The 22266-nt window shown below is 47.2% G+C and carries 12 protein-coding genes; 3 read left to right on the top strand and 9 right to left on the bottom strand.

The features are described from left to right. The 5 genes from H6H02_RS11495 to H6H02_RS11475 all read right to left on the bottom strand — a co-directional run. Window positions 1–4197 (bottom strand): Hpt domain-containing protein (locus tag H6H02_RS11495; protein ID WP_190817668.1); only part of this gene is annotated, 4197 nt, incomplete at its 3' end. Between the two features lie 228 nt (window positions 4198–4425). After that, window positions 4426–7287, bottom strand: a complete 2862-nt coding sequence (locus H6H02_RS11490) for a methyl-accepting chemotaxis protein (protein ID WP_190817666.1) — start codon at window positions 7285–7287, stop codon at window positions 4426–4428. Window positions 7288–7371: 84 nt separating this feature from the next. Then, window positions 7372–7902, bottom strand: a complete 531-nt coding sequence (locus tag H6H02_RS11485; RefSeq protein ID WP_190817664.1) for a chemotaxis protein CheW — start codon at window positions 7900–7902, stop codon at window positions 7372–7374. A 111-nt stretch (window positions 7903–8013) separates the two neighbouring features. Next, window positions 8014–8379, bottom strand: a complete 366-nt coding sequence (locus tag H6H02_RS11480) for a response regulator (RefSeq protein ID WP_190414517.1) — start codon at window positions 8377–8379, stop codon at window positions 8014–8016. Window positions 8380–8663: 284 nt separating this feature from the next. Continuing rightward, on the bottom strand, window positions 8664–9968 hold the full coding sequence (locus H6H02_RS11475) for a response regulator (RefSeq protein WP_190817662.1): 1305 nt from the start codon (window positions 9966–9968) through the stop codon (window positions 8664–8666). Between the two features lie 498 nt (window positions 9969–10466). Here H6H02_RS11475 and hmpF point away from each other — a divergent pair, with 498 nt between their 5' ends. Then, window positions 10467–12302, top strand: a complete 1836-nt coding sequence (gene hmpF, locus H6H02_RS11470; protein WP_242040668.1) for a pilus motility taxis protein HmpF — start codon at window positions 10467–10469, stop codon at window positions 12300–12302. Between the two features lie 77 nt (window positions 12303–12379). Here the strand turns inward: hmpF and tilS are convergent, their stop codons facing one another. From tilS to H6H02_RS11450, 4 genes are all read right to left on the bottom strand, one after another. Beyond that, window positions 12380–13456 (bottom strand): tRNA lysidine(34) synthetase TilS, encoded by a 1077-nt coding sequence (tilS, locus tag H6H02_RS11465; protein WP_190817660.1) that lies wholly within the window; start codon window positions 13454–13456, stop codon window positions 12380–12382. After that, window positions 13456–13758 carry a KGK domain-containing protein gene (locus H6H02_RS11460; RefSeq protein ID WP_190817658.1) on the bottom strand — a complete coding sequence of 101 codons (303 nt, stop codon included), beginning with the start codon at window positions 13756–13758 and terminating at the stop codon, window positions 13456–13458. Before H6H02_RS11460 ends, tilS begins: the two co-directional genes overlap by 1 nt. A 78-nt stretch (window positions 13759–13836) precedes the next feature. After that, window positions 13837–14895 carry a glycerate kinase gene (locus H6H02_RS11455; protein WP_190817656.1) on the bottom strand — a complete coding sequence of 353 codons (1059 nt, stop codon included), beginning with the start codon at window positions 14893–14895 and terminating at the stop codon, window positions 13837–13839. Further along, on the bottom strand, window positions 14895–15251 hold the full coding sequence (locus tag H6H02_RS11450) for a DUF565 domain-containing protein (RefSeq protein WP_190414525.1): 357 nt from the start codon (window positions 15249–15251) through the stop codon (window positions 14895–14897). The genes H6H02_RS11455 and H6H02_RS11450 overlap by 1 nt, the downstream gene beginning before the upstream one ends. Before the next feature lie 603 nt (window positions 15252–15854). On the opposite strand from H6H02_RS11450, the gene H6H02_RS11445 reads away from it, so the two are divergent. Next, a complete protein-coding gene (locus H6H02_RS11445) occupies window positions 15855–21281 on the top strand; it encodes an ATP-binding sensor histidine kinase (protein WP_190817654.1) in 5427 nt (1808 codons plus the stop codon). 170 nt (window positions 21282–21451) lie between these two features. After that, window positions 21452–21994 (top strand): hypothetical protein, encoded by a 543-nt coding sequence (locus H6H02_RS11440; protein WP_190817652.1) that lies wholly within the window; start codon window positions 21452–21454, stop codon window positions 21992–21994. The last annotated feature ends 272 nt before the right edge of the window (window positions 21995–22266 follow it).

Raw genomic sequence — 22266 nt, 5'->3', positions numbered from 1 at the left:
TTCTGGAGTGGGTGATTCTTCTTCCCCAAACATCGCTTCCAGATTCTCTGTCTCCACTGGCATCGCCGCCAAGTCAATTCCCCACTCCGCATTCTCCGTGTCGCTGCTAAATAGGTCGGAATCTGCTAATTCCAGAACCTCTTCGGAATCTGCTAATGCCAGTGTTTCTGGAGTGGGTGATTCTTCTTCCCCAAACATCGCTTCCAGATTCTCTGTCTCCACCGGCATCGCGGCCAAGTCAATTCCCCACTCCGCATTCTCCGTGTCGCTGCCAAATAAGTCGGAATCTGCTAATTCCAGCGTTTCTGGAGTGGGTGATTCTTCTTCCCCAAACATCGCTTCCAGATTCTCTGTCTCCACTGGCATCGCCGCCAAGTCGATTCCCCACTCCGCATCGTCTGTGCCGCTGCTAAATAGGTCGGAATCTGCTAATTCCAGAACCTCTTCGGAATCTGCTAATGCCAGTGTTTCTGGAGTAGATGCGGGTGCTTCTTCCCCAAACATCGCTTCCAGATTCTCTGTCTCCACCGGCATCGCCGCTAAGTCGATTCCCCACGCAGCATCGTCTGTGCCGCTGTTAAATAGGTCGGAATCTGCTAATTCCAGCGTTTCTGGAGTAGATGTGGGTGCTTCTTCCCCAAGCATCGCTTCCAGATTCTCTGGTGCTTCCGCAGACAACGAGGAATCTAAGAGATCCTCATCAAGCTCGAAAGCTGCCTCGACAGGCACCGCCGAGCCGATTCCCCAGTCAGCGCCGAATTCGCTAGCTAACAGATTTTCTTCATTCAAATCCAGCGCCTCGTTACTGGAAAATGGTTCGTCACCGAACATTGTTTCTAGATTTTCTGCGGCATCCAGAGATCCTTGAGATGTTGCCTCTGATGGCAGTTCTAAAAACGCATCGGTTGTAGCGAAGAAATCATCAGAGGAGTCTACCGAAATGAGCGACTCTTCCTGGCTCGTATCAAACAGACTAGGTAACGGCTCTGCTGAGATAGCATCAAAAGCATCTGTATTTCCATCGGATAGGTTCATGCTGGCAAAGTCCAGAGAACTATCCCATTGTGTCGTTGCAGTTGCTTCTGGTTCTGGCTCAAAGAAGTTATCTAATGCGTCAAGTTGGGGTGCTTCATGGTTTTCCCCGTTCACGTCAAGAGATTCATCTAGAGAGGCGAATTCTGGTGTTTCTATCTCTGATGTTGGCGACCCAAAGAAATCGTCTAACCTATCTACCGAATCAGTTTCAGTAAGATTAGGAACGGAGTTTAGCGCGATCGCATCCAGATCCACATCTGCGATCGCATCCGCCTCTTCTTGTCGCGTTACGTTCTCGATCTCGCTACCATTGCTTTCCGCTTCGCTTTCCCAATCCAGGCTAAAGGAACTGGTTTGTTGTGGGGAGTGTAACTCTAACAAGTCCAGAGCCTCTTCGTTCCCTGCTTCGGAAGTGCTTGTATCCAGTGCAAATGCGTCTGGAGACGCCCAATTGCTGGGAATATCTAGCTCGTCTAAAGCTGAGAATGGCTCTTCAACCAGCGTTTCATTGAAATCGAGCTGGTTTTCCCAATCTTCTACTTCTTCTCGTGCCGTTCCTGGCATCTGAGGTGCTGTTAACTCTGAGAAGCCAGCGGGTTCGATTGTCTCGTCCCATGCCAAGTCTGCGGCTGACCAATCCTCTAGGAAAGCTCCATCAACGCTGCTTGTACTGGCATCGATATCTTCCACACCTGGCATGGCAGGCCAATTAAAGTCGAGGTTAACATCTCCTACGGCATCCGCTTCGATTTCGGGTGCGATCGCCTCCAACTCAAAAGGATTTCCTACCGCTGCGCTCAAGTCCAGCAGGTCGTTTGCCTCGTTTCTCGGCATCGGTTCCTCAAGCCACAGATCGGTATTGTCATCCAACATCAGTTCATCAAGAACATCGTCCGTATCTGGTCTGGCTTCTGGGGTTTCAAACAGCTCCAAGTTGCTAAAGTCTGGTTCTTCTTCCCAACCCGCCGCCGTTAAATCAACTTCATCTTCCAACAGGCCACTCATCTCCAAATCGCCTGTTAAAGCTGTACTCGTACTCTGCTCATCCTCAAAACCAAAATCTGGCAAATCTTTACCAGTAGGGGCGATTGGCTCGGTCGCAGAAACACTATCGAGTACCTGCAAATCTTCGTTCGACCAATCCGCAGCCCAGTCCGATCCTTCTGTAGACATGATCAATGGAGTTTCTAACTCTTCTGGAACTTCCTGGTTGCCGTTCTCGGCTGCTTCGCCAAACAGCGTGCTGGTTGTCATCAATTCCCAGTCTGACGACTCCTGATTTGTCGCCCCTGCCTCGAAAATCGAGTTATTTTCGGGAGCCTCTACACCCGCCGCACCGAACAGCTCTTCTTCGGACTCTAACGCTTCTGATTCTGTCACCAAGAGAGCCAAGTCCACATTTTCAGAGGTGAGAATGTCTAATAAATCTTCGTCTGTAGCAGTCGCTAGCGCCTCGTTGAGAGGATTGGTAATCTCCTGTTGCTCAAAGCCTTCATCCTCTAGGAAACTGTCACTCCAGAGATTGGCTAAATTTTCTGATTGGGTTGCTTCTAAAGCTGCGCTTGGGGTATCTACCTCAAACAGCAGGTCAGCAAAATCATCTTCCGCTCCATTTCCTTCTGACACGCTACCTGCGAACAATTGTGCGACATCTTCTTGTTCGCTTCCCGCCGAAGGTGTTTCGCCTTCCTCTACTAAGTCTTCTCCAAATCCAAATAAAGTTAAATCATCTCCATCAGTTGCTGGCGTGGCAGAGGTTCCTAACCCATCTGTATCACCCCCCAGCAAGTCAGAAAAGTCGTTTTCTTGTTCAAGATTCAACCATTCCTGACGCTCTGTGGTCATATTCTCTGACCCATCGCCAATGACTTGTTCTTCTTGCCAGGTTTCATCCAGATCCGGGGCTTCCCCTTCAAACAAGTCAGCAAGGCTGTTGAGTTCTGCCATGCCAACTTCCGGTCCGTTGGGATCGGCAGGATGATTAGCAGAGTCCTTACCCCGGCCTGATTTGATACTCGATTGACTGGAGAACGTCGTATCTGAATTCGCGGACGTGAGAGAGGATTCCTTCAAGCCAGCCCCCGATTCAGTAGCCGCAAACCGTTCTTCTTGAATAAACGTCTCTGAGTAGTTAAAACGGTCGGTTGCTTTGGGTCGGCTTTGACGGGAATTTCCGGCTTCTGCCGGGGTCATGGAATGCTGCGGTTGTACAGACGCAAGATTTCGGGTCTGTACAACCGCAGTAGTTGCCCCAGCTAGCTCTTGGGCTGAATAGATTAGCGATGCTTCAGCATCCAGTTCTGCCAACAGTGGTGGAGTGGCGGCAGATGGTATGAGGGAAGTAAGTTGAGAACTCGGCTCAATTGAGCTGGCGCGACCCGCTAGCACCAGTTCTTGGGCTTGTTTAATTTCTTTAATAACGACGGTAGCTAGAGTGCGATAGGGATTTTCTGGATTTGCGATCGCGCTTGCCGAAGCCTGAATTAGTTCCGACCACTTCGGACATTCATATTCTTCGCCCATCCGTTGTAAGGAGTTGCAGATTTCCTGAAGCTGTTGTCTGCACCTGGGCTGGTCGGGTTGTTTAAATAGCTGCAACATTTCGCGCAGCTGGTTGAGTACCTCGCTTTGGAATCGTTTTTGCGCTTGCCCATCTCGAAGGTAGTTGCCGCTTGCCGCTGTTGCCGCCCCTGCCGCTTGAGCGCTGCTAGCCGCCTCTAAGGAGACATTCCCGCTAGTCCCATTCACCAGGAACTCCATGTGCTGGTTCAGTTCCTCAAATACCGGCTCAACGCCTGACATGATACCGTTAGCAATTTCCTCGGTCAGACCAAACGGACCGCTGAGTTGCTCTATCAGTTCCTTGAGCGTATCGGAAACCTTCAAAAACAGAGACTCCAGCTTTTGGTCAATCTTCACCGGACACTCTTTGAGGACTTTGAAGCAGTCTTCTAAGCGGTGGGAGGTTCTCTGAATACTGATGATTCCCAACATTGCCGCGCCGCCTTTGACCGAATGGGCGGCGCGGAAAACTTCATTCACCATTTCAGAATCTTCAATCGTGCTTTGCAGATTTACCAATCCCTGTTCAATGGTATTGAGGTGGTCTTTCGCCTCCTCAATGAAGTAGCCCATGATTCGCTGTTGTTGCTCCGGCTGCATAGCAGTATCCTTCGAGAGTGCTGAGTGCTATTGACGCCCATACGGCGGCTTCGCGTAGGGAGTGCTGAGTTGGAGAAAGAAGAATTTTTCTCCACTAGATTGCTTTAATGTACCCAATCTACTCGGAATCGACATCATTGATTTTTGCCCGATTTGCAGAAACCCGATGAATCTCGTTTCTAGGGCAATCTTCAGTTGTTTTTGCCCTACACTTGCTGACTCCTGAGTTTATTTCCCTTCAGTCGCTTCAATGCGGAAGCGTTCAACTGAAGTTAGCAGGTCTCGTGCTACGCCAACCAAGTTTTGCAGCGCAGTTGACACCCGTTGCGCTTCCTGAGAGGTCTCTTGTGCGGTCAGTTCCACCGATTGCATTACTTGGGCAACAGCAGAAGACGTTTCTGTCTGTTCCACCGTGTCAGCAGTAATCGAGCGAACCAGGGCATCGATCCGATTTGACACCTGAATGATGTCTTCCAAACTCCGCTTTGCCTGTTCTGCCCGTTTCGTTCCATCAATCACCTGTTGGGTGCCTTCCTCCATTGCCATCATCACCGAACCCGTTTCGCTCTGGATTTGCAGCACAATCTGTTCAATTTCCTTGAGAGCTTTCGCGGCTCGGTCTGCGAGTTGTCGCACTTCATCTGCCACCACAGCAAAGCCCCGACCCGCCTCACCGGCGCGTGCTGCTTCAATACTGGCATTGAGTGCTAGGAGGTTGGTTCGGGAAGCGATCCCTGAAATCAACGCGACAATCTTAGAAATTTCTTGGGAAGATTCAGCAAGACGTTTGACTTTTCGAGTTGTTTCTGCGACGGTTTCGCGAATTTGCAGAATTCCTGCCACTGTTCGTTCTACGGATTCACCGCCTTTCAGGGCTGTGGCAGAGGCGGCGCGAGCAACTTCTTCTGCTTCTCTGGCATTTTCAGCAACCCGCTGAATCGAGCCTGTCATCACCTGAACCGAGTTGAGAGTCACCGCCAGCTCTTCTGCCTGTCGCAGGGCGTCGGAAGACAAACCGCGAGCAAATACTTCACTGTCAGTCGCCCCTTTACTGACTTGTCGAGCCGCCATCTTCACCTGCTGAACAATTTCTCGCAAGTTTTGAATGGTCAGGTTGAAGGAGTCGGCAACGGCTCCCAAAACGTCTGCGGTCACTTCTGCCTGCACGGTCAAATCCCCACGAGCGGCACCTTCCACATCATCCAGCAATCGAATCACTTGACGTTGCAGGTCTTCTTTCGCTTGTTCTTGCTCTTCAGCTTTGCGTTGAGCTTCAGATGTAGTTGTCAGGATGACGCGAGCCATTTGGTTGAACCCAGCTGCCAGGGCACCGAATTCGTCTTCTGAGTACACGGTTGCCTGGGCATTAAAGTTGCCGCCAGAGACCGAATCAAACTGGGAATGGAGGTCTTCGGTAGTTTTTTTGATTTGCCGAGTCGTGATTCGCCCTAAAGCCAGGGTAGTTCCAAAGGTAGCAGCACCTGCGGCCAGACTCATGACCCAACTGGTGTTGCGGAGGTGGGAAATTGTAGAGGTTTTGCTGTCTTGGGGGGCAGCACTCGCGGAGATAAAGCTGACGAGTGCGACGACCACTGCGGAGACAATTCCGGCAGCAGCGGCAGCGATTAGCGGCTTTTTACTCAGAGGGGCATTTTCAAAAGCAGCAAAAGGACCTTGTTCAATGGTGACATTTGGCTCTGCTTTCGAGCCTTCTGGAGTAAAGGAAATCGTTCCGGGGCTTTGTTCGGAAGTTCCGGTAATGCTGAATTCATCATCGTGAACGCCCAAGCTTGAACTTCCGGAGGATTCTGCGAAAGTTCGCGTCTCTACTCTCCGCTTGGAATCGCCATTTGCCCGTCTTGAAGATGCCCCCAAGCCGGAAATTCCCGAAGAGAATCCTTGGCTATTTCCTTCCGAGGGGGACAGATCGAAATCTGGAATGCTCCCTAAATCGTCTCCAAAGTCACCAAATTCATCTAAGAAGTCGCTGCTAGTTTCATTGAGCCGGTTTCGCTGTTGATTTTCTGAGGAAAATGAGTCATAGCCAATGGCGTCATCAAAGGCTTCAAAATCAAATTGGTCTTCTCGTGTATTCCCGTTTTGATCGGAGTGGGCGACATAAGTCGCATCGTCTTCGTAGGGATGAGTCTCAAACGAGCGGTGACGGGATCGGGTGGGATCGTTGCTACTGGTATAAGGTTCGGTATCGCCTAAGGAATCCTGGCTGTCATATCCGGGGCTTTCCTCCTCTAGTCTTCTGGCGTCCAGCTCTCCCGACCTCATTAACAGGGTTTCGTCTTCCAGAGGGAAATAATTGAAATTGGGTTCTGCTAAGGTGTCGGAAGAATTGGGAATTTCAAATGTCGAATTGTCACTCTCGAAGTTGTCCGACGGCATTTGAAAATCACTATTCCCCGTCTGCTCAAAGTCAGTAAAGGCGTCAAGCGGAAATGCCTCCGCATCAAAATCTGTATTGCTTACGGGCGCTCCAATCTCATCCTCTAGAGGGCTGGGCGACCATGATTGTGCAAAGGGATCGTGATAGGCTTCTGGCGTTTGTGCTGTTGAACTATCTGTATAGTCCGAATTGACAAACGGATTCGCCGCTGAGTAAGCGTCTATGTCCTGAAAATCTCCAGAGTCAAAATCATCTAGAGAAGCGATGTCTTGGGTTGCCATCTCTGGTTCTTCCAAGGATGGCCATACTGCGTTGGCTTCTTGAATCGCAAAATCATCATTGTTGAGTGACAATCCCTCTGGGTTTTCCAAGCCATCGACGGGATCGGGAGTTGCATCACCCGATTCGGAGTAGTTTTGGCAAGAGAGGGCGTATTCTATGCCGTTGTGGGCACAATCGATAAACTCTTGGTCGTCGGTGAGCTGAGGCACCAACTCGTATTGTTCTCGCGCGATCGCGTATTGCTGTAATCCATAACAGTAAATATGACCCCGTAGAATACGAGCATTCGGGTCATCGGGAAAATTTTCCACTAACCGATCGATGATGGCAGCCGCCTCTTCGTAGTTGCCCAGCGTGTAGGCCGAAAATGCGTGTTGATATTCTTGTGTGTAATCCGTACTTGATTTCATTTGCCTCCCCCAAAACAAGTAAAAATTAAAAATTAAAAATTAAAAATTGATTTTGCCTTTTTACTTTTTAATTTTTAATTGATTTCATGCTGCCCATCGCGCTGAGCGAACAATTGCGACTTGGTCTAATAGTCGGAGAAACTGATTTTTCTCTTGGTCTAACAACCACTCACCTTTCAGAAAAGGTGCCATACTGTCTGGAACATTCGTGAGCATCTGTACCTGATCGATATCGAGCCAGTCCATGCCGACAATGCGGTCAACGGCTAAGCCTAACATGGTGTCCTGGTCTTCAACAGCAATCACTGGAATCTCAGGTTTGTCTGTATTCAGGGCAGCTGAATCCCCTAAAAACTGCCCAAGGTCTGCTACCCAAATCACTTGCCCACGCCAGTTCAACGTTCCCAAAAGTAGGGGAGAAGCGTTGGGAATTGGAGTAATCCTGTCTGGTGATGGAGAAACCACTTCACGGATTCCACTGGCTCCCAGAGCAAATTCGTTACCGGATGGAACGTAAAAACGCAGGTGTAATTCACCTTCAGGACTCTCCAGTTCCTGAAATCCGGGTGAGTGATCTTGACTGCTGCCTGTTAAAAAGTCCGGATTGCCGACCATTCTATCTCCTTAGCTGTTAACTGTTAGCTGTTAGCTTTCGTTACTTTTCGGAACCTAAAAGCTACTAGAACTTTGGAGGTCAGTAGTTTTGGGCTAATGGCTAATGGCTTTTTAGCCTCGTAGCAGCTGTTTGACCGTCCCAATTAGCTCGGTTGGCTGAAAGGGTTTGGCTATGTAAGCGTCTGCACCTTGTTTCATCCCCCAATAGCGGTCAAATTCTTCTCCTTTCGATGAACACATTACCACAGGCACATTTTGGGTTTTCGGGTCGGCTTTGAGCCGACGACATACCTCATAACCGTTCATTCGGGGCATGACGATATCCAACACCACTAAGTCGGGGCAAGACTTGAGAATTTGTTCCAAGGCTTCGACGCCATCAGTGGCAATGGTTACGGTTAACCCACTTCCCTTGAGGAGGTCTGAGATCATTGCCCGTTGCGCGGGACTGTCTTCTACAACCAGAACTACACTCATAACTCCCTACCTACCTGTCTGCCGGTTCAAACATGAACGCTCGTAAGCCACGATTGGTTCACCCCTCAACCATGTCATGACTTAAGTATCCCATCTAACTTTAGACTCGTTGTACGGGGGCTGTTTACGAGATATCTCCCCTGTTTCGGAGAGTCGCTGGTAAAGATTGCCTCCACGACTTGTTTCGTGTCTGTAGTCGGTCGTCCGTCGTTAATAGTCCCTAGTCCATAGTCTATTCCTAATTTCATCATTGAATGAAGCCCCCCCTCATTGGTGGGGCAATTTTACCCGACTCGTACATCGGTTTCTTCTATCTCTCGATTTAATTCTGTAGCGTCTAAAGGTTCGGATGTTGCTGCTTCCTTTTCACCAGGGCCAATATATCTCTCTAGTAGCATTAATAACTCACTTTCGCCAAAAGGCTTGGTTAGATAGTCGGTTGCGCCTACCATCCTGGCTCTGACCCGGTCGATAAATCCATCTTTGCCGGTCAGCATGATGATGGGGGTTTGCCGAAAAGCGGTTGATTTCCGGAGCATGGCACAAAGCTCATAGCCTTCGAGGTCGGGCATTGCAATATCACAAAGAATCAAGTCGGGTTTGAGTTGGAAGACGAGACTGAGTGCTTTAAGCGGATTGCTAATCGCGGTTGCCTCATAACCTTGTGGCTTTAGGATATATTCAACGGTTTTACCGATGGCAACGTCATCATCAATACAAACAACGCGAGGAATTTTTGTGGCTTGGGTGGAACTGGATTCCATGCTGATGCCAACGCGGCGACTAGCGGCTGTTTCGTCACTGGCAAGCGTTTGGAGTTGCACCCAGCCGTGTTGTACATAGGGATAAATTGCTCGTGCCACGGTTAAAACATCACGATTTAGATATCGGGCTAGCTGCCGCAGGGAGGTTTTTCCATCTAGTTGGCGGTCTAGGGTTTTAAAAGCATTTTCTGGCAAGGCAGCGCGTAAAGAAACGGCATCGGCAATTACTGGACAGTGATTAGGAGATTGAATGAGGGGATGAAATTGTTTCCACTCCTGCACCTGCTTCATGATTTTGGCGACGAGGGGGGCAATTTCTAGGGTAGTGAGTTGTGGTGCTAGCGCTGGGCCAATGTCGAAGATGAAGGAGCCTTGGTGAAGGCTGAGGAGGTCGAATAAGGTTTCATGCACCATACTGCGGATGATGCTGCGCCCTTGAGCGGGGGTCAAGATATGATTTTCTAGCAGTGCCCACAGGTAGCCGTATTCGGGAGCATTAATGGGATCGGTTAATGGGACTTCCAGGGTGTTGAGGGTGGTGTCGGCTCGATAACGGCGTAGGTAGTCGCGCAGGCGCAACAAACTGCCGGTGCCATCGCTAGCATAGGCGATTTGTCCGTTGAGGAAGAAGACAAACCAGAACGGCCCGGGTTCTTTGAGTTTTGCTTCTCGGTAGGGGATGCTGGTACGTCGCGCCCCTACATTCTCACCCGTTCCTTGAACGGGTGAGCTGTATGCCTCCACGAATAATTCACCTGTTCGCTGACCCAATTCGATCAGTTGCAGGATGCTGCGTATATCAATTTCATTTAACGTTCCCTGCATGTAATGAAAATGCGCTCCTAATAACCGTTTAAATCTGAGTTAATGTTGCATTTGTCAAGTTTTACGTGGTGCCTGCTATAAAAATATTTACAATTTGGTCGTTTTTCTTTGAGTAAAGGATGGAGCCAGATAATACAGTACCAGGGAAAGAGATTCTGGCGAAGGCGCAATCTTGGCTGGTGGGAGTCAAACCCCTGCCAGTGATGTGTCCGGTTGCGCTGGGGTGAGTTTAACTAGAAATGGAACTTGGAGTGAATTGTTTGAGAAAGAGTTGCCTGGGATTTAAGTTAAATATTAAATAAGAAAGAAATTGAAACATATTTAGTTTAAGTTAAGACTTGACGTGGCTGCCAACACGGGCTAAATTACGGAGTCTTCAGGGGGAAACTGACCAAAGGGCGATCGCGTTTTAGATCGGGGTGTGAATTACACGGGAGCAAGTGCCTTGTGGGTGGGCACTCCCACAACAAGGTCGGAACAGGTTAGGATCGTTCTGGTATGAGCCTGGGCGACAATGGCGGCATGGCTCTGGTGGGACCAGAGATCGGTCAACAAGCGGGCACAAGATACATCAAGAGGACCATCAGCGTGCTGTATCTAGCAGAAGTACAAAAAAAGAGTGGCGGTGTTTTTGGTGGTGGCAAGGCTGAACTCAAACTGCTGGCTTGTCAGCAGAATGACCAGAGTTGGCGTGCTGTGTCTGAGGAAGTGATTTCCGCTCCAGAAGAAGCTAATAACTTTAATGGTGGCGTCTTGGTGCTGGTTGAGCTAAGCGGAAATCGGCAAGTGCAGCGTCCGCCGACCGAGGCGGGGCGTCAGTTGGTGAATATTTTGCAAAATTTCTCTCGCCAACTGGAGAAGTCGAAAACTCAGGAAGAAGAAATTGAACAGTGGAAGCAGTCGCTGACTTATCAGAGTCAGGAGTTGAACCGGCGCGAGATGGAAATGGAAGCGCGGGTGGAACAACTGCAACAGTTGGAGGAGGAATCGGAACGGTTGGAGGCGCAACGTCAAGAAATTGACAGTTCGCGGGAGGAAATTGAGCGGCTGCGGGAAGAGTGCGATCGCAACCGCATAGAGATGGAGGGCGCGTGGGAACACTTGCGGGGCGAGCAGCGACGCTTGGAGGAGCGACAGGCGGAGTTCCAGCAGGGAACGGTATTAGATGAGGAGCAAGGTCAAAAGATTCGGGAATTGCTGGATCGTTTAGCTTCGGCGATCGCTCCCACTGAAGCCGTGCGAGAACAACTGAATCTGGCTTTTGAAATTGTCAACGCCCAGCAGGAAACCCTCGATCAGCACTGGCAAAATCTGGAGCAACAGCGCACTACTGCCCAACACAAGCAAGCGGAAGTAGACCAGCAAACTCAGGAACTGCAAAGGCGCACTGAGGAATTAAAGCAAGCCCAAGAAGCTCTGGAAAAGGTGCGTTTAGAGCGGATGGTGCTTCAGAATTCCCTAGAGATTAAGCAGGATTACGCTCAGATGCAGAGTCTCCAGTTGCGAAACCAGGAGGAGTTGTACGAGCAACTTCACCGTCTGGCAACGACTTCAACGAGTGTCAAGATTAGCCAAAAGGTCGATCTGGAAGCGCTGGAGAAAATGCCGCTCGGCGAGTTGCAAGAAACCGTGCAAAATCTTCAGCAAGATTTAGAAAAAGTGGTCCGCTTTGTCAACGATCAGGAAGAAGAGTTGACCTTGCAGCGCCAGATGGTTGAGGAATTGCAGGCGAAGATCGAGCAAGCTAGCGAGTACGACCGCCTTAGTTTGGAAAATGAGCTGGCAGAGGAGCAGGATTGCTACCAAATGCTAGATGAAACGCTGGTGGGTCAACGCATCTCTCTGCGGGAGCGAGAAGAAGTTTTAAATCAACACTCGCGGGTACTGCGGCGACGCCAAGGAATTCCGGACAATGAAGCGCAGGACAATCAAAAGATTGACTTGGGTCCAGTTCTGACTCAGTTGGAGGGACAACGACAGCAACAGGCAGAGGAAGTGCAAAAGCTGGAAAGCCAGATTGAGCAGATACGGATGAGCATTCAGCAAGCTCAAGGCATGATTGACCATCAAGCTGGCGAACAGGAGCAAGAGCGCAATCAGATCAAACAGCTAGAGCAGAAATTGCAGGAAATGAGGGCGGCGGCAGCGGAACTCGTGGGCAAGGTTAATACCTATCAGGAAACGCTACAGCCAATGCAGGATCGCCTGAATGAGATGCGGCAGAGGTTAGAGGCAATCGTGGGGACGTTGGCTCAGGTTCAGGAAACGGGTGACTATCAGCTGCAATCGATTACTGAGATGCGGCAAGTTGTCCTCAGTTTGACCACTGGTTAGTTGAATGCGGCATGAGAATTGAAAATTAAAAATCAAAAATTAAAAATGAGTGAGTCTTAATTTTTAATTTTGCATTTTTAATTTTTAATTGAAATCCAAGCGCCGTCTACTTGTGCGATCGCGCCCCCAGGAAACGGATCGGTTTGAGAGCGGTTGGGGGCTGTAATTAAGGCAGTCAATTTTTCGATTTGCTCGAAGCTGGGGGCGATGGGTAGAACTGAGGCGAGGAAGTGCCGCATGACGCGACGTTGCAGGGCTAGAGGGGCTTGACGCAATACGAGGCGATTCAGTCTTTTGTCAAGTCTCTGGTCAATGCTGAGTGCTTTAGAGGCGGCGTCTCCCTGCCCATGCTGAGGGCTGAGTGGCGAGGGCGAGTCTTCGTTTTCTAAGGCTTGTTGCAGCAGCTTCTGGGCGGCTTCTTCGAGATATTGCACATCTGCCCGTAAAAGTTCTGCCGTCTTTGCCAGTGCTTGCTCAACTTGGGGGTTAAAGTGAGTTTGTAAGTACGGTAGTAACTCTTGGCGGATGCGGTTACGGGCATACTTGAAGTCTTGATTGGTGGAATCTTCCCAAACGGGAATCTGAAATTCTTGGCAAAATTGAGCGGTTTGTGCCCTGGTGACTTCTAGAAGAGGGCGCACCAGTTGCAGTGTTGGATGCAGTGTTGAAGTCAGTGGACGCTGCCAAGTTAGGGCTTGTAATCCATCGGCACCACTGCCCCGCATCAGGTTATAGAGGAGGGTTTCGGCGCGATCGCTCGCGGTGTGGCCTGTGACAATGTAGGGGAAGTTATTGTTTTGGGCGATCGCACTCAAGGCTTGATAACGCCACTGTCGCGCCGCTGCCTCAGAGGTGATAGATGGCATTTCTGGGGCGGTTTCTAGGTAAAAGGGGACTTTCCAGGTTCTCGCCAACTGTTCCACATGGTTAGCATTTGCTTGGGAATCCGAACGCCAGCGATGATCGCAGTGAGCAATTCCCAGATGCCATCCCCACTTTGGCTGCAAATCCAGCAGTAATTTGATTAAACAGAGGGAATCTTGTCCTCCGGAGACGGCAACTAATAGCGGCTGGTTTCGCGGTAAGAGATGGCGATCGCGTAAAATTCGATGCAATTGGGCATGGAGAGGCGTCCAAGGGGAAAGATTAGCCATTAGCTATCATCTTCTTTGAGTTGCTGACGAATATCCTCTAGCGGTGATTCCGGCTCATCAGGCCAAAATTCTAGAGTTACTCTAACCTTTCCTTGTTTCCAATTAGCACCGGGTCTTAGAACCTTGCAATTTATACCCTCACTAAACCACTTTATTTGCTCACCTCTCACTCCTACCTGAGCCTGCATCTGGTTGATGAATTCACCCACTTGGAAAGTGGAGTGATTAATTAAAAGTCTCTGAGTATTTGTATTGACACACAAAACATTGTCTGCTTCTATCCGCTCGAATCCATTGTTCATGTGAATCTCCAGTTTTAGCACTTGCTCCACATTTTTTCAGAAGTAGCCGCGAGTTTACTTGTTAGGCTGCTATTGGTTTTAATCGGTGCGATCGCTCGGTCGATAAACGTCACCGGGAGAGTGGTCAGGATTAATCTCAACCACCAAGTCTACCGTCCGGGGATTTCTCGTCAGCGGTTTGATAAATAACTCTGGGTGGAGCGATTTCCAGAAATACTTGACAAATTCATCAATTTCTGAATCGGTCATGCCAGATTTACCAGCGGCAATCATGTCGTGTTCTGCCTGCCGTCGCCACTGCACAGACAGACGATAATCAACGGGATATAGCAACATCAACCGATCTAACCGTTCCCATAAAGGTACATAGTCCTGCAATCGGGCATTCATGTCACGGGCAAACGTTCGCTCAGCGGCGGTTAGAATCGGCGGTGGCGCGTTGTCAAAGGTAGCGGGGTCAATGGGACGGACGCCGACAAACCAGCCTTCAAACAAGACGATATCGATGTCTTGGACAATTTCTGGCTGCGTCCTATCACCGGCACCTTCCCAGACAGATTTATCAAAGCGAGGGACTGGGATCGGTTGCCCAGATGGCTGACGCAGACAGTCCAAAACGTCTAAACCCAACTGAATATCGTGGGTTCCAGGTGGCCCGCGCCAGATTAAGCGGGGGTCTTGCTTTCTTAGGGCGAGGCGATCGCGATAGGTTTTGTAGAGGTCATCCAGAGACAGGCTGAGTGTCGAGTTCCCTAGGTGTTTGAGAATTAAGGTAAGGACGGCTCCCAGAGTCGTTTTGCCAGTTCCCTGTCCCCCTAAAATTCCCTGGATGAGGGGGCGTCCTAACTGTTGCCGCTCTTGCGCTAGTTTTGTGGCTAGGGGAAGCCAGAGGTTCCAGAGCGTTTCTAAACTGAGGACTAGGAACTGCGGGCTAAGAACTGAGGAAAGATGGGGATAGATTAAGAGGAACAAATGCGATCGCTTGCGGATGACTTCCTCCACATTGGCGGGTGTGATGCCAAAAGCTTTCGCCCGTAAGTCATCGGCTAGCGCCTGTGCTGCCAAATGTTCCAACTGTGCTGAAGTCGGCGTTTTTCTAGCGATCCAATCGTTAAAAATTTGGCGAAGAGAGTCCATCACGAACCAAGTTTAAAGGCTTCAATAAATAAGCTGTAAGTCAGACCGATTTTCAGGGCATTCAACATTTCTGTCACTAATAAGCGGTTGGGAACACCTTCACCTGTTGGCACAACTCGCCGGTTTCTGCCGTAAACGAACCGATTCACGGTTTCGGTGAAGAAAATCAAAAATCCAGCGGCAATCACATCCCAGTTAGCGGTTTGTCCTGCTGTTGTGGGAATAGCGGTTCCTAGAAACACGCCCACTAATAGGCTCATCACCACCAGCGATATGCGTCGCCAGGGATTGCGAAACCATCGCCTCAGCTGTTGGCTGACAACATCAAAGAGATTGTTGAGACGAGTTCTTTGCATCGTTAGAGGCTGACTCCAAACTAATATCCTGCTTTCCAAAAGCTTTTTTAATTATCTGATGCTCCTACCACTTCCTCGATTGGGGAGTTTTATAAAGGCGAAGGAGGCGCTAAGCGCGATCGCTACCGTTTTAATAAAGATTTATGTTTATAATATATAGATTTATTTAGAATCAAAGATTTTCTTAAAACTAAGGCCATTCTCAATACAGATGAGATGATGTTCCCGTGCCTTCTCCTATGCCAATCAGCAGACAGATAGCCCTGGCAACGGTAATCAGGAGGCGACTTAGGACTGAAGCGATCGCGTTGCGGCAATGGGGTAGCGATCGCTACATTTTACATATCCAGCATAGGTTTGCACTTCCTCCAAATTTATTCTCTAATTGTGAGGAATTTATAAAATGCAACAACCAAAATCCAAGAAGTCCCATACCTCTATGAAATTCAATTTTTGAATTCGGAGTTTATAGAAAAAAAGGTATCAATTCAATCTGTGTCAATTTCGCGACAACTTATCCTAGATAAACTCCTTGAAGCAAGTCTCCTCTCCTAGCATCTATCAACATCACACACCAATACTATACTTATCAAACTTCCGAAAATGAGCATCAACCTAACGGGTTATCAGCTTTCCCCTTTGCCCCTTCATGAAGGAGCCAAAACGGTTATTTATCAAGGTACTAGAGAGGCTGAACTAACCTCTGTGATTGTAAAAGCCCTGAAAGCCGAATATCCCACTCTCGAAGAAATTTCTCGATTGAGACATGAATATAAAATTTTACTGCCTTTGGATATAGAAGGGGTTGTCAAATCATTGGCATTAGAAAACTATAACAACGGTCTAGCGCTGGTATTAGAATATTTTGACGGAGAATCTCTTGAAAAAGTTATCAATTCTCCCCTCAAAACTGATTTAAACCAGTTTCTTCTGATTGCCATTCAGCTAGCAGATACCCTTACTGCCCTGCATCAAAAACAGATTATTCATAAAGATATTAAACCCCACAATATCCTGATAAATTCAAAAACTCGTCAAGTTAAAATAACAGATTTTAGCATTTCATCGCGTCTTTCCAGAGAAACTCAGACACAAGGTAATCCCACTTTACTAGAAGGCACCCTTGCCTATATGTCGCCCGAACAAACAGGGAGAATGAATCGGTCGATTGACTACCGTACCGACTTTTACTCCTTAGGCGTCACCTTTTATCAAATGCTGACGGGAAATTTACCTTTCTCTTCTAATGACCCGCTGGAACTCGTTCATTTTCACATTGCTAAACAACCCATTTCTCCCGACCAGCTCAATCCAAAAATCCCGGCGTCAATTTCAGCAATTGTAATGAAATTATTAGCTAAAAACGCTGAAGATCGATATCAAAGTGCCCAAGGATTAAAGGTAGATTTAGAGGAATGCCTCGTTCAATTGCAAAGAAATGGCAAAATTGAAGATTTCCTTCCAGGTCAGCGAGATAAATCTGGGCAATTGCTCATCCCCCAAAAACTGTATGGTCGTGAAACTGAAGTAACCACCCTAATGGATGCCTTTGACCGAGTCAGTGCTGGAACTACTGAAATGATGCTAGTTTCTGGTTATTCAGGCATTGGTAAATCTTGCTTAGTTCAGGAAGTTCATAAACCCGTTGTGCGCCAGCATGGATATTTTATTGCGGGTAAGTTTGACCAGTTTAAGCGAAATATTCCTTATGCTGCTCTAATTCAAGCTTTGCAAGAATTAATCCGACAACTATTAACGGAAAGTCAGGAACAGATAGTTTTTTGGAAGGAAAAGATAGAAAATGCTTTGGGAGCGCAAGGTAAGATCGTTATTGATGTTATACCCGAAGTCGAGCTAATTACTGGAGTTCAGCCAGAAGTTCCGCAACTAGAACCCAGTGAATCTCAAAATCGATTCAACCGGGTGTTCCAACAGTTTATTCATGTCTTTACAAAGCCAGAACATCCGTTAGTTATTTTCTTAGATGACTTACAGTGGGTAGATTCAGCTTCCTTAAAATTAATCCAACTGCTGATGACTGAACCCGGCAGTCAATATCTGTTAATGATTGGAGCCTATCGAGATAACGAAGTTAGTCAAACTCATCCGTTGATGCTGGCTTTAGACGAACTTAAAAAAACAGAGGCAGTTGTCAATAACATTCTTCTTCGTCCTTTGGATATTGAAAATGTCTATCAATTAGTAGCTGATACCCTTCAAGAAACCGAAAGATCGAAGGAAGTTTCTGAGCTTGTTTTTCATAAAACTCAAGGCAATCCCTTCTTTTTAACACAACTACTTCAGACGCTTCACTCTGAATGCTTTTTACACTTTGACTTTGTTGAAAGTCGCTGGCTCTGGAATCTTGAGAAAATCCAAAAGATTGGAATTACAGATTATAACGTCGTCGAACTGGTTGCCAGAAATATTCAAAAATTGTCGGAAAAAACCCAGGAAGTCCTAAAATTAGCTGCTTGCATTGGAAACCAATTTACCTTAGAGGCTCTATCCATTGTCAATGAGCAATCTTTAATCAATACTGCTGACGATTTGTGGGAGGCGCTTCAGGCTGGTTTAGTTTTACCTTTGAGCAATACTTATAAGATCCCTCTATTTTTTGACCAATCAGAAAAAGGAGATTTCCTGATAGAAGATATCAGGATTAGTTATAAATTTTTACACGACCGGGTGCAGCAGGCGGCTTATTCTTTGATTCCGGAAGAGCGGAAAAAATCAACTCACCTAAAAATTGGTCAGCAGTTGTTACATAAAACAGCTAAATATGCGCTGGAAGAGAATGTTTTTGATATTGTCAACCAGCTCAATATCGGGGTGGAGTTGCTTGTTAACCAAGCAGACAAAGATGAACTTGCCCAACTCAATCTGATGGCTGGGAAAAAAGCCAAAGCAGCATCGGCTTATGAAGCTTCTGCTAGATACTTAACCGCAGGGTTAAGACTGCTTACTGAAAATAGCTGGCAAAGCCACTATGATTTAACGCTCACACTTCATCTTGAGTCGGCGGAAGCAGAATACTTAAATATCAACTTTGAGCAGGCGGCTACTTTAGCTGAAGTTGCCCTAGAACAAGCTACAAGTTTAATCGACGAAGTAAAGGTAAACGAGCTACAAATCCAGATTTATATCTGTCAATTTCAGATGGTTAAAGCCGTCGATACAGGGCTACAAGTTTTGGAACGGCTGGGAATTACTCTCGTAACGTTAACAAGCGACGAGAGCTTGGTTGTTGAGTTGCCCGGAGTCGCAGACTTAGACAAGATCCCCGCAATGACAGATCCGGAGAAACTAGCGGGATTGCGAATTTTAAAAACGATTTGTGCGCCTGTTTTCATGGCAAAGCCAGAGATTTTTCCGCAGATAATATTAACTATGATTAATCTCTGTATTGAACATGGTAATTCGGCGCTATCTGCTTTCGCTTATGGTTTTTATGGCTTGTTGTTGTCAGGGCTTGGAAAGATAGATGCTGGATATCATGCGGGTAAATTGGCATTAAAGCTTCTAGAACAATTTGATGCTAAAGAACTCAAGGCGAAAGTCTATAACTTGTTTAACGCTAATATTAGACCGTGGAAAGAACATGCTAAAAATAGTGTTGTTTACTTCCAACAAGGGCTTCAAAGCGGCTTGGAAACGGGAGATATTGAATGGGCGAGTTATTGTGGCGCTAACTTTTGCGGATACTTATATTTTACGGGCGATCGCTTAGATTCTATCGTGCAGCAACAAGCCCCTTACATTGAGGTACTTGTAAAGATAAACCTGCCAACGGGTATCCATTTTGCGAATATCTGGAGACAACTGGGATTAAATTTTCAAGGTAAAGCTGCGGATAAACTTCTATTGATCGGGGAAAGTTTTAATGAAGCCGAAACCTTGCCCCAGTTAATTGAATCGAAAGGGGGCACTGGCTTATTTGTTGCCTATGTTGCTAAGACAATTCTTCTGTATCAATTTAAAGATTACGAGGGCGCGATCGCTAGCGCAGCTTTAGCCACAGAGCAAGCTGGATCTGCTTTTGGTTTTATGCAGGTTGCTGTACTTAATTTCTACCATTCTTTGGCTCTTTTAGCTCATTGTCCCCAAGTTAATGATACCGAGAAACAACAATACCTCGATAAAGTAAATGCCAACCAGGAAAATATGAAACACTGGGCGTACCACGCGCCAATGAATTATCAGCATAAATACGATCTAGTGGAGGCAGAAAAGGCGCGGATATTAAAACAAACTTCTAGCGCGATGGAGTTGTATGACCTCAGCATTAAAGGAGCCAAACAGCAAGGATATACCCAAGAAGAAGCACTGGCTAATGAATTGACGGCAGAGTTTTATTTCTCGCTTGGTAGAGAGAAGCTAGCTCAGTTTTATTTAACTGAAGCATACTATACCTTTATTCGGTGGGGAGCAACGGCAAAATCTAAAGATTTAGAATCAAGATATGCTGAGTTTTTCTCCCGGCTCCTGGTTAGAGAAACGATTAGCATTGAGAGAACTCTGACGACAACCTCCACAACAGGAACAGGTTCTGCTGCACTAGATTTGGCAGCAATTGTAAAGGCATCGATAGCGATTTCATCAGAAATTGTTCTCGAACAATTGCTAGAAAAATTGATCCATATCTTGGTTGAGACTGCCGGGGCGCGAAAAGGGATTCTTCTGTTAAAAGAATCAAATCAATGGTTGCTAGTTGCTAAAAAACTTTTGGGTAAACAAAGTTGTTCGGTTTTGCCCTCAATTCCCCTTGAAAGTTGTGATGATTTACCGATTTCGCTGATTCACTACATCGAAAGAACTAAAAAAACAGTAGTTTTAGACTCCGCAACTACAGAAGGACTCTTTATTAATGATCCATACATTCAGAAGAACCAACCTAAGTCTATCTTAGGGTTTCCTATTTTTCACAAAAGACAGTTGACGGGAATTTTTTACTTAGAAAATGACTTAACTCAAGGAGTTTTTACCTCAGAACGCCTAGAAGTTCTAAAAGTATTGACATCCCAAGTCGCCATTTCAATAGAGAATGCCCAACTTTACAAAAATCTGCAAAATTACTCTCACGAACTGGAAATTAAGAATAGCGCTTTATCCCAAAAAACTCAGGAACTAGAACAAGCTCTTCACCAGTTGCAACAAACTCAGACTCAATTAGTTCAAACTGAAAAAATATCTAGTTTAGGACAAATGGTTGCGGGGATAGCCCATGAAGTCAATAATCCAGTCGGGTTTATTTCCGGTAATCTGCATCATGCTTCTGGATATGTACACGATTTAATCAACTTAGTTAATCTTTATCAGCAACATTTTCCCAATGCGCCTGCCGAGATTGAAGAGGAAGTTGAGACAATCGAACTAGATTATCTGATAGAAGATTTGCCTAAATTGCTCACTTCGATGAAAGTAGGAACTGATCGAATTCGAGAGATCATGCAGTCGTTACGCAATTTCTCGCGAATTGACGAAACAACCGCAAAACCTGCGGACATTCACGCTGGTTTAGACAGCACGTTGATGATTCTACAGCATCGTCTGAAAGCGAACGCGGAGCGTCCGGCAATTGAGCTAGTGAAAGAGTATGGTGAGTTGCCTTTAGTGGAATGTTATGCCGGACAACTCAATCAGGTTTTTATGAATATTATGGCAAATGCAATTGATGCAATCGATGAGCTAATGATTACGGGGGCACGGGGGATAAATAATCGCTCCGAAAGTGCGAATAATCCCTTACCGAAGATTCGGATTCACACGGAAGTAATCAATGGTGAGAAAGTAGCGATTCGGATTGCTGACAATGGGCCAGGGATGCCGGAAAAAGTGCGGCAACGTTTGTTTGAATCCTTCTTTACAACGAAGCCGGTAGGCAAGGGGACGGGGCTAGGGTTATCTATCAGCTACCAGATTGTTGTAGATAAACATGGTGGGCAGTTGAGCTGTATTTCAGAGCCAGGACAAGGGACGGAGTTTATGATTGAGATTCCGCTCAAGGCAGCTTTTTCAAAAGTGTTGTAGGGGTGGGAAACATCGTTTGCGGAGTGCTTAGAAGCGTCACCAAAGATTCTCGTTTTGTGGCGTAGATGAAAAATGGTGATTGGCGCGATCGCTTACCAGAAGAGTCTGTCTTTAGCTGGGCTTTTTCGCCCTTAAGGGAGGTAAACTCCTGAAAGAATATCCAAAAGCTTATGATTTTAAAGGTTTACCCTGGGGTTCTAATTGCTGTGCTTTTAGGACTCATCGGGTTAGGGCTGGGACTGCTTCAGGAGCGGGTGGAACTCAATCCAGCCAAGTTAAATGCCTCGTTGCTCTCAAAAACGAACGCTTCACTACGGGAAAATACTCCTGGTGCGGGAAAACTGCCCAATTCTACACCAGTTGCGTCACCCACAGACGATCGACCAAGACCGCTAATTGCAACTCGTCAAGGGTCTTTACGGGTGACGAATCAAACGGAATATCCGCTACGGCTGGCGTTGCTGACTTATCAGCCACCAACGACATCTTATGGGGAGCCAGCACACTGGGATTTTGCCCCAGGAGAAGGGGGCAGCCAAGGCGTCACTTTATCCCTGCCTGGAGGGGATGTACAGCTAAAAAAGGGGGATATTTTGGTGGCATTTGCCCAAGATGGTTCCCGCCGGTATTGGGGGCCGTATGTTGTGGGTGAGACGCCTCTGCCTGTGTGGAATGCTCAGGTATCAGAATGGCAACTGGTTTTGCAGTCTTAGGGTTTGTTCAGAGTCAGCAGTCAGCAGTCAGTTGTTTTTCTCTTCTACGGACGAATTATCCATAACTGAAGGCCGCTGACTTCAGCCCTAAACTAAAGTTTGGGCAGTTTGGGCGAAAAGATCGCAACCCATTGAAACGGGTTCAAAGGCTTAGCAGTAGGCTTTAGCTTACTTTAGCTTCTCGCTCTCGAAATTGATTTCCCGGCTCCTTGCGTCTTCTTGTGTCAGTGCTATTCACCCATGATTCCTTACCCATTACCCATCAACCACGA

The sequence above is a fragment of the Coleofasciculus sp. FACHB-1120 genome, assembly GCF_014698845.1.
Classification (GTDB): domain Bacteria; phylum Cyanobacteriota; class Cyanobacteriia; order Cyanobacteriales; family FACHB-T130; genus FACHB-T130.
This window is presented reverse-complemented; position numbering and strand designations above follow the sequence as displayed.

What these genes read in the sequence shown, in the direction of transcription:
- H6H02_RS11490 (WP_190817666.1), bottom strand. Translation starts at nt 7,287, where the DNA reads ATGAAATCAAGTACGGATTACACACAAGAATATCAACACGCATTTTCG.
- H6H02_RS11445 (WP_190817654.1), top strand. Translation starts at nt 15,855, where the DNA reads ATGAGCATCAACCTAACGGGTTATCAGCTTTCCCCTTTGCCCCTTCAT.
- H6H02_RS11475 (WP_190817662.1), bottom strand. Translation starts at nt 9,968, where the DNA reads ATGCAGGGAACGTTAAATGAAATTGATATACGCAGCATCCTGCAACTG.
- tilS (WP_190817660.1), bottom strand. Translation starts at nt 13,456, where the DNA reads ATGGCTAATCTTTCCCCTTGGACGCCTCTCCATGCCCAATTGCATCGA.
- hmpF (WP_242040668.1), top strand. Translation starts at nt 10,467, where the DNA reads ATGAGCCTGGGCGACAATGGCGGCATGGCTCTGGTGGGACCAGAGATC.
- H6H02_RS11485 (WP_190817664.1), bottom strand. Translation starts at nt 7,902, where the DNA reads ATGGTCGGCAATCCGGACTTTTTAACAGGCAGCAGTCAAGATCACTCA.
- H6H02_RS11460 (WP_190817658.1), bottom strand. Translation starts at nt 13,758, where the DNA reads ATGAACAATGGATTCGAGCGGATAGAAGCAGACAATGTTTTGTGTGTC.
- H6H02_RS11450 (WP_190414525.1), bottom strand. Translation starts at nt 15,251, where the DNA reads ATGCAAAGAACTCGTCTCAACAATCTCTTTGATGTTGTCAGCCAACAG.
- H6H02_RS11440 (WP_190817652.1), top strand. Translation starts at nt 21,452, where the DNA reads ATGATTTTAAAGGTTTACCCTGGGGTTCTAATTGCTGTGCTTTTAGGA.
- H6H02_RS11480 (WP_190414517.1), bottom strand. Translation starts at nt 8,379, where the DNA reads ATGAGTGTAGTTCTGGTTGTAGAAGACAGTCCCGCGCAACGGGCAATG.
- H6H02_RS11455 (WP_190817656.1), bottom strand. Translation starts at nt 14,895, where the DNA reads ATGGACTCTCTTCGCCAAATTTTTAACGATTGGATCGCTAGAAAAACG.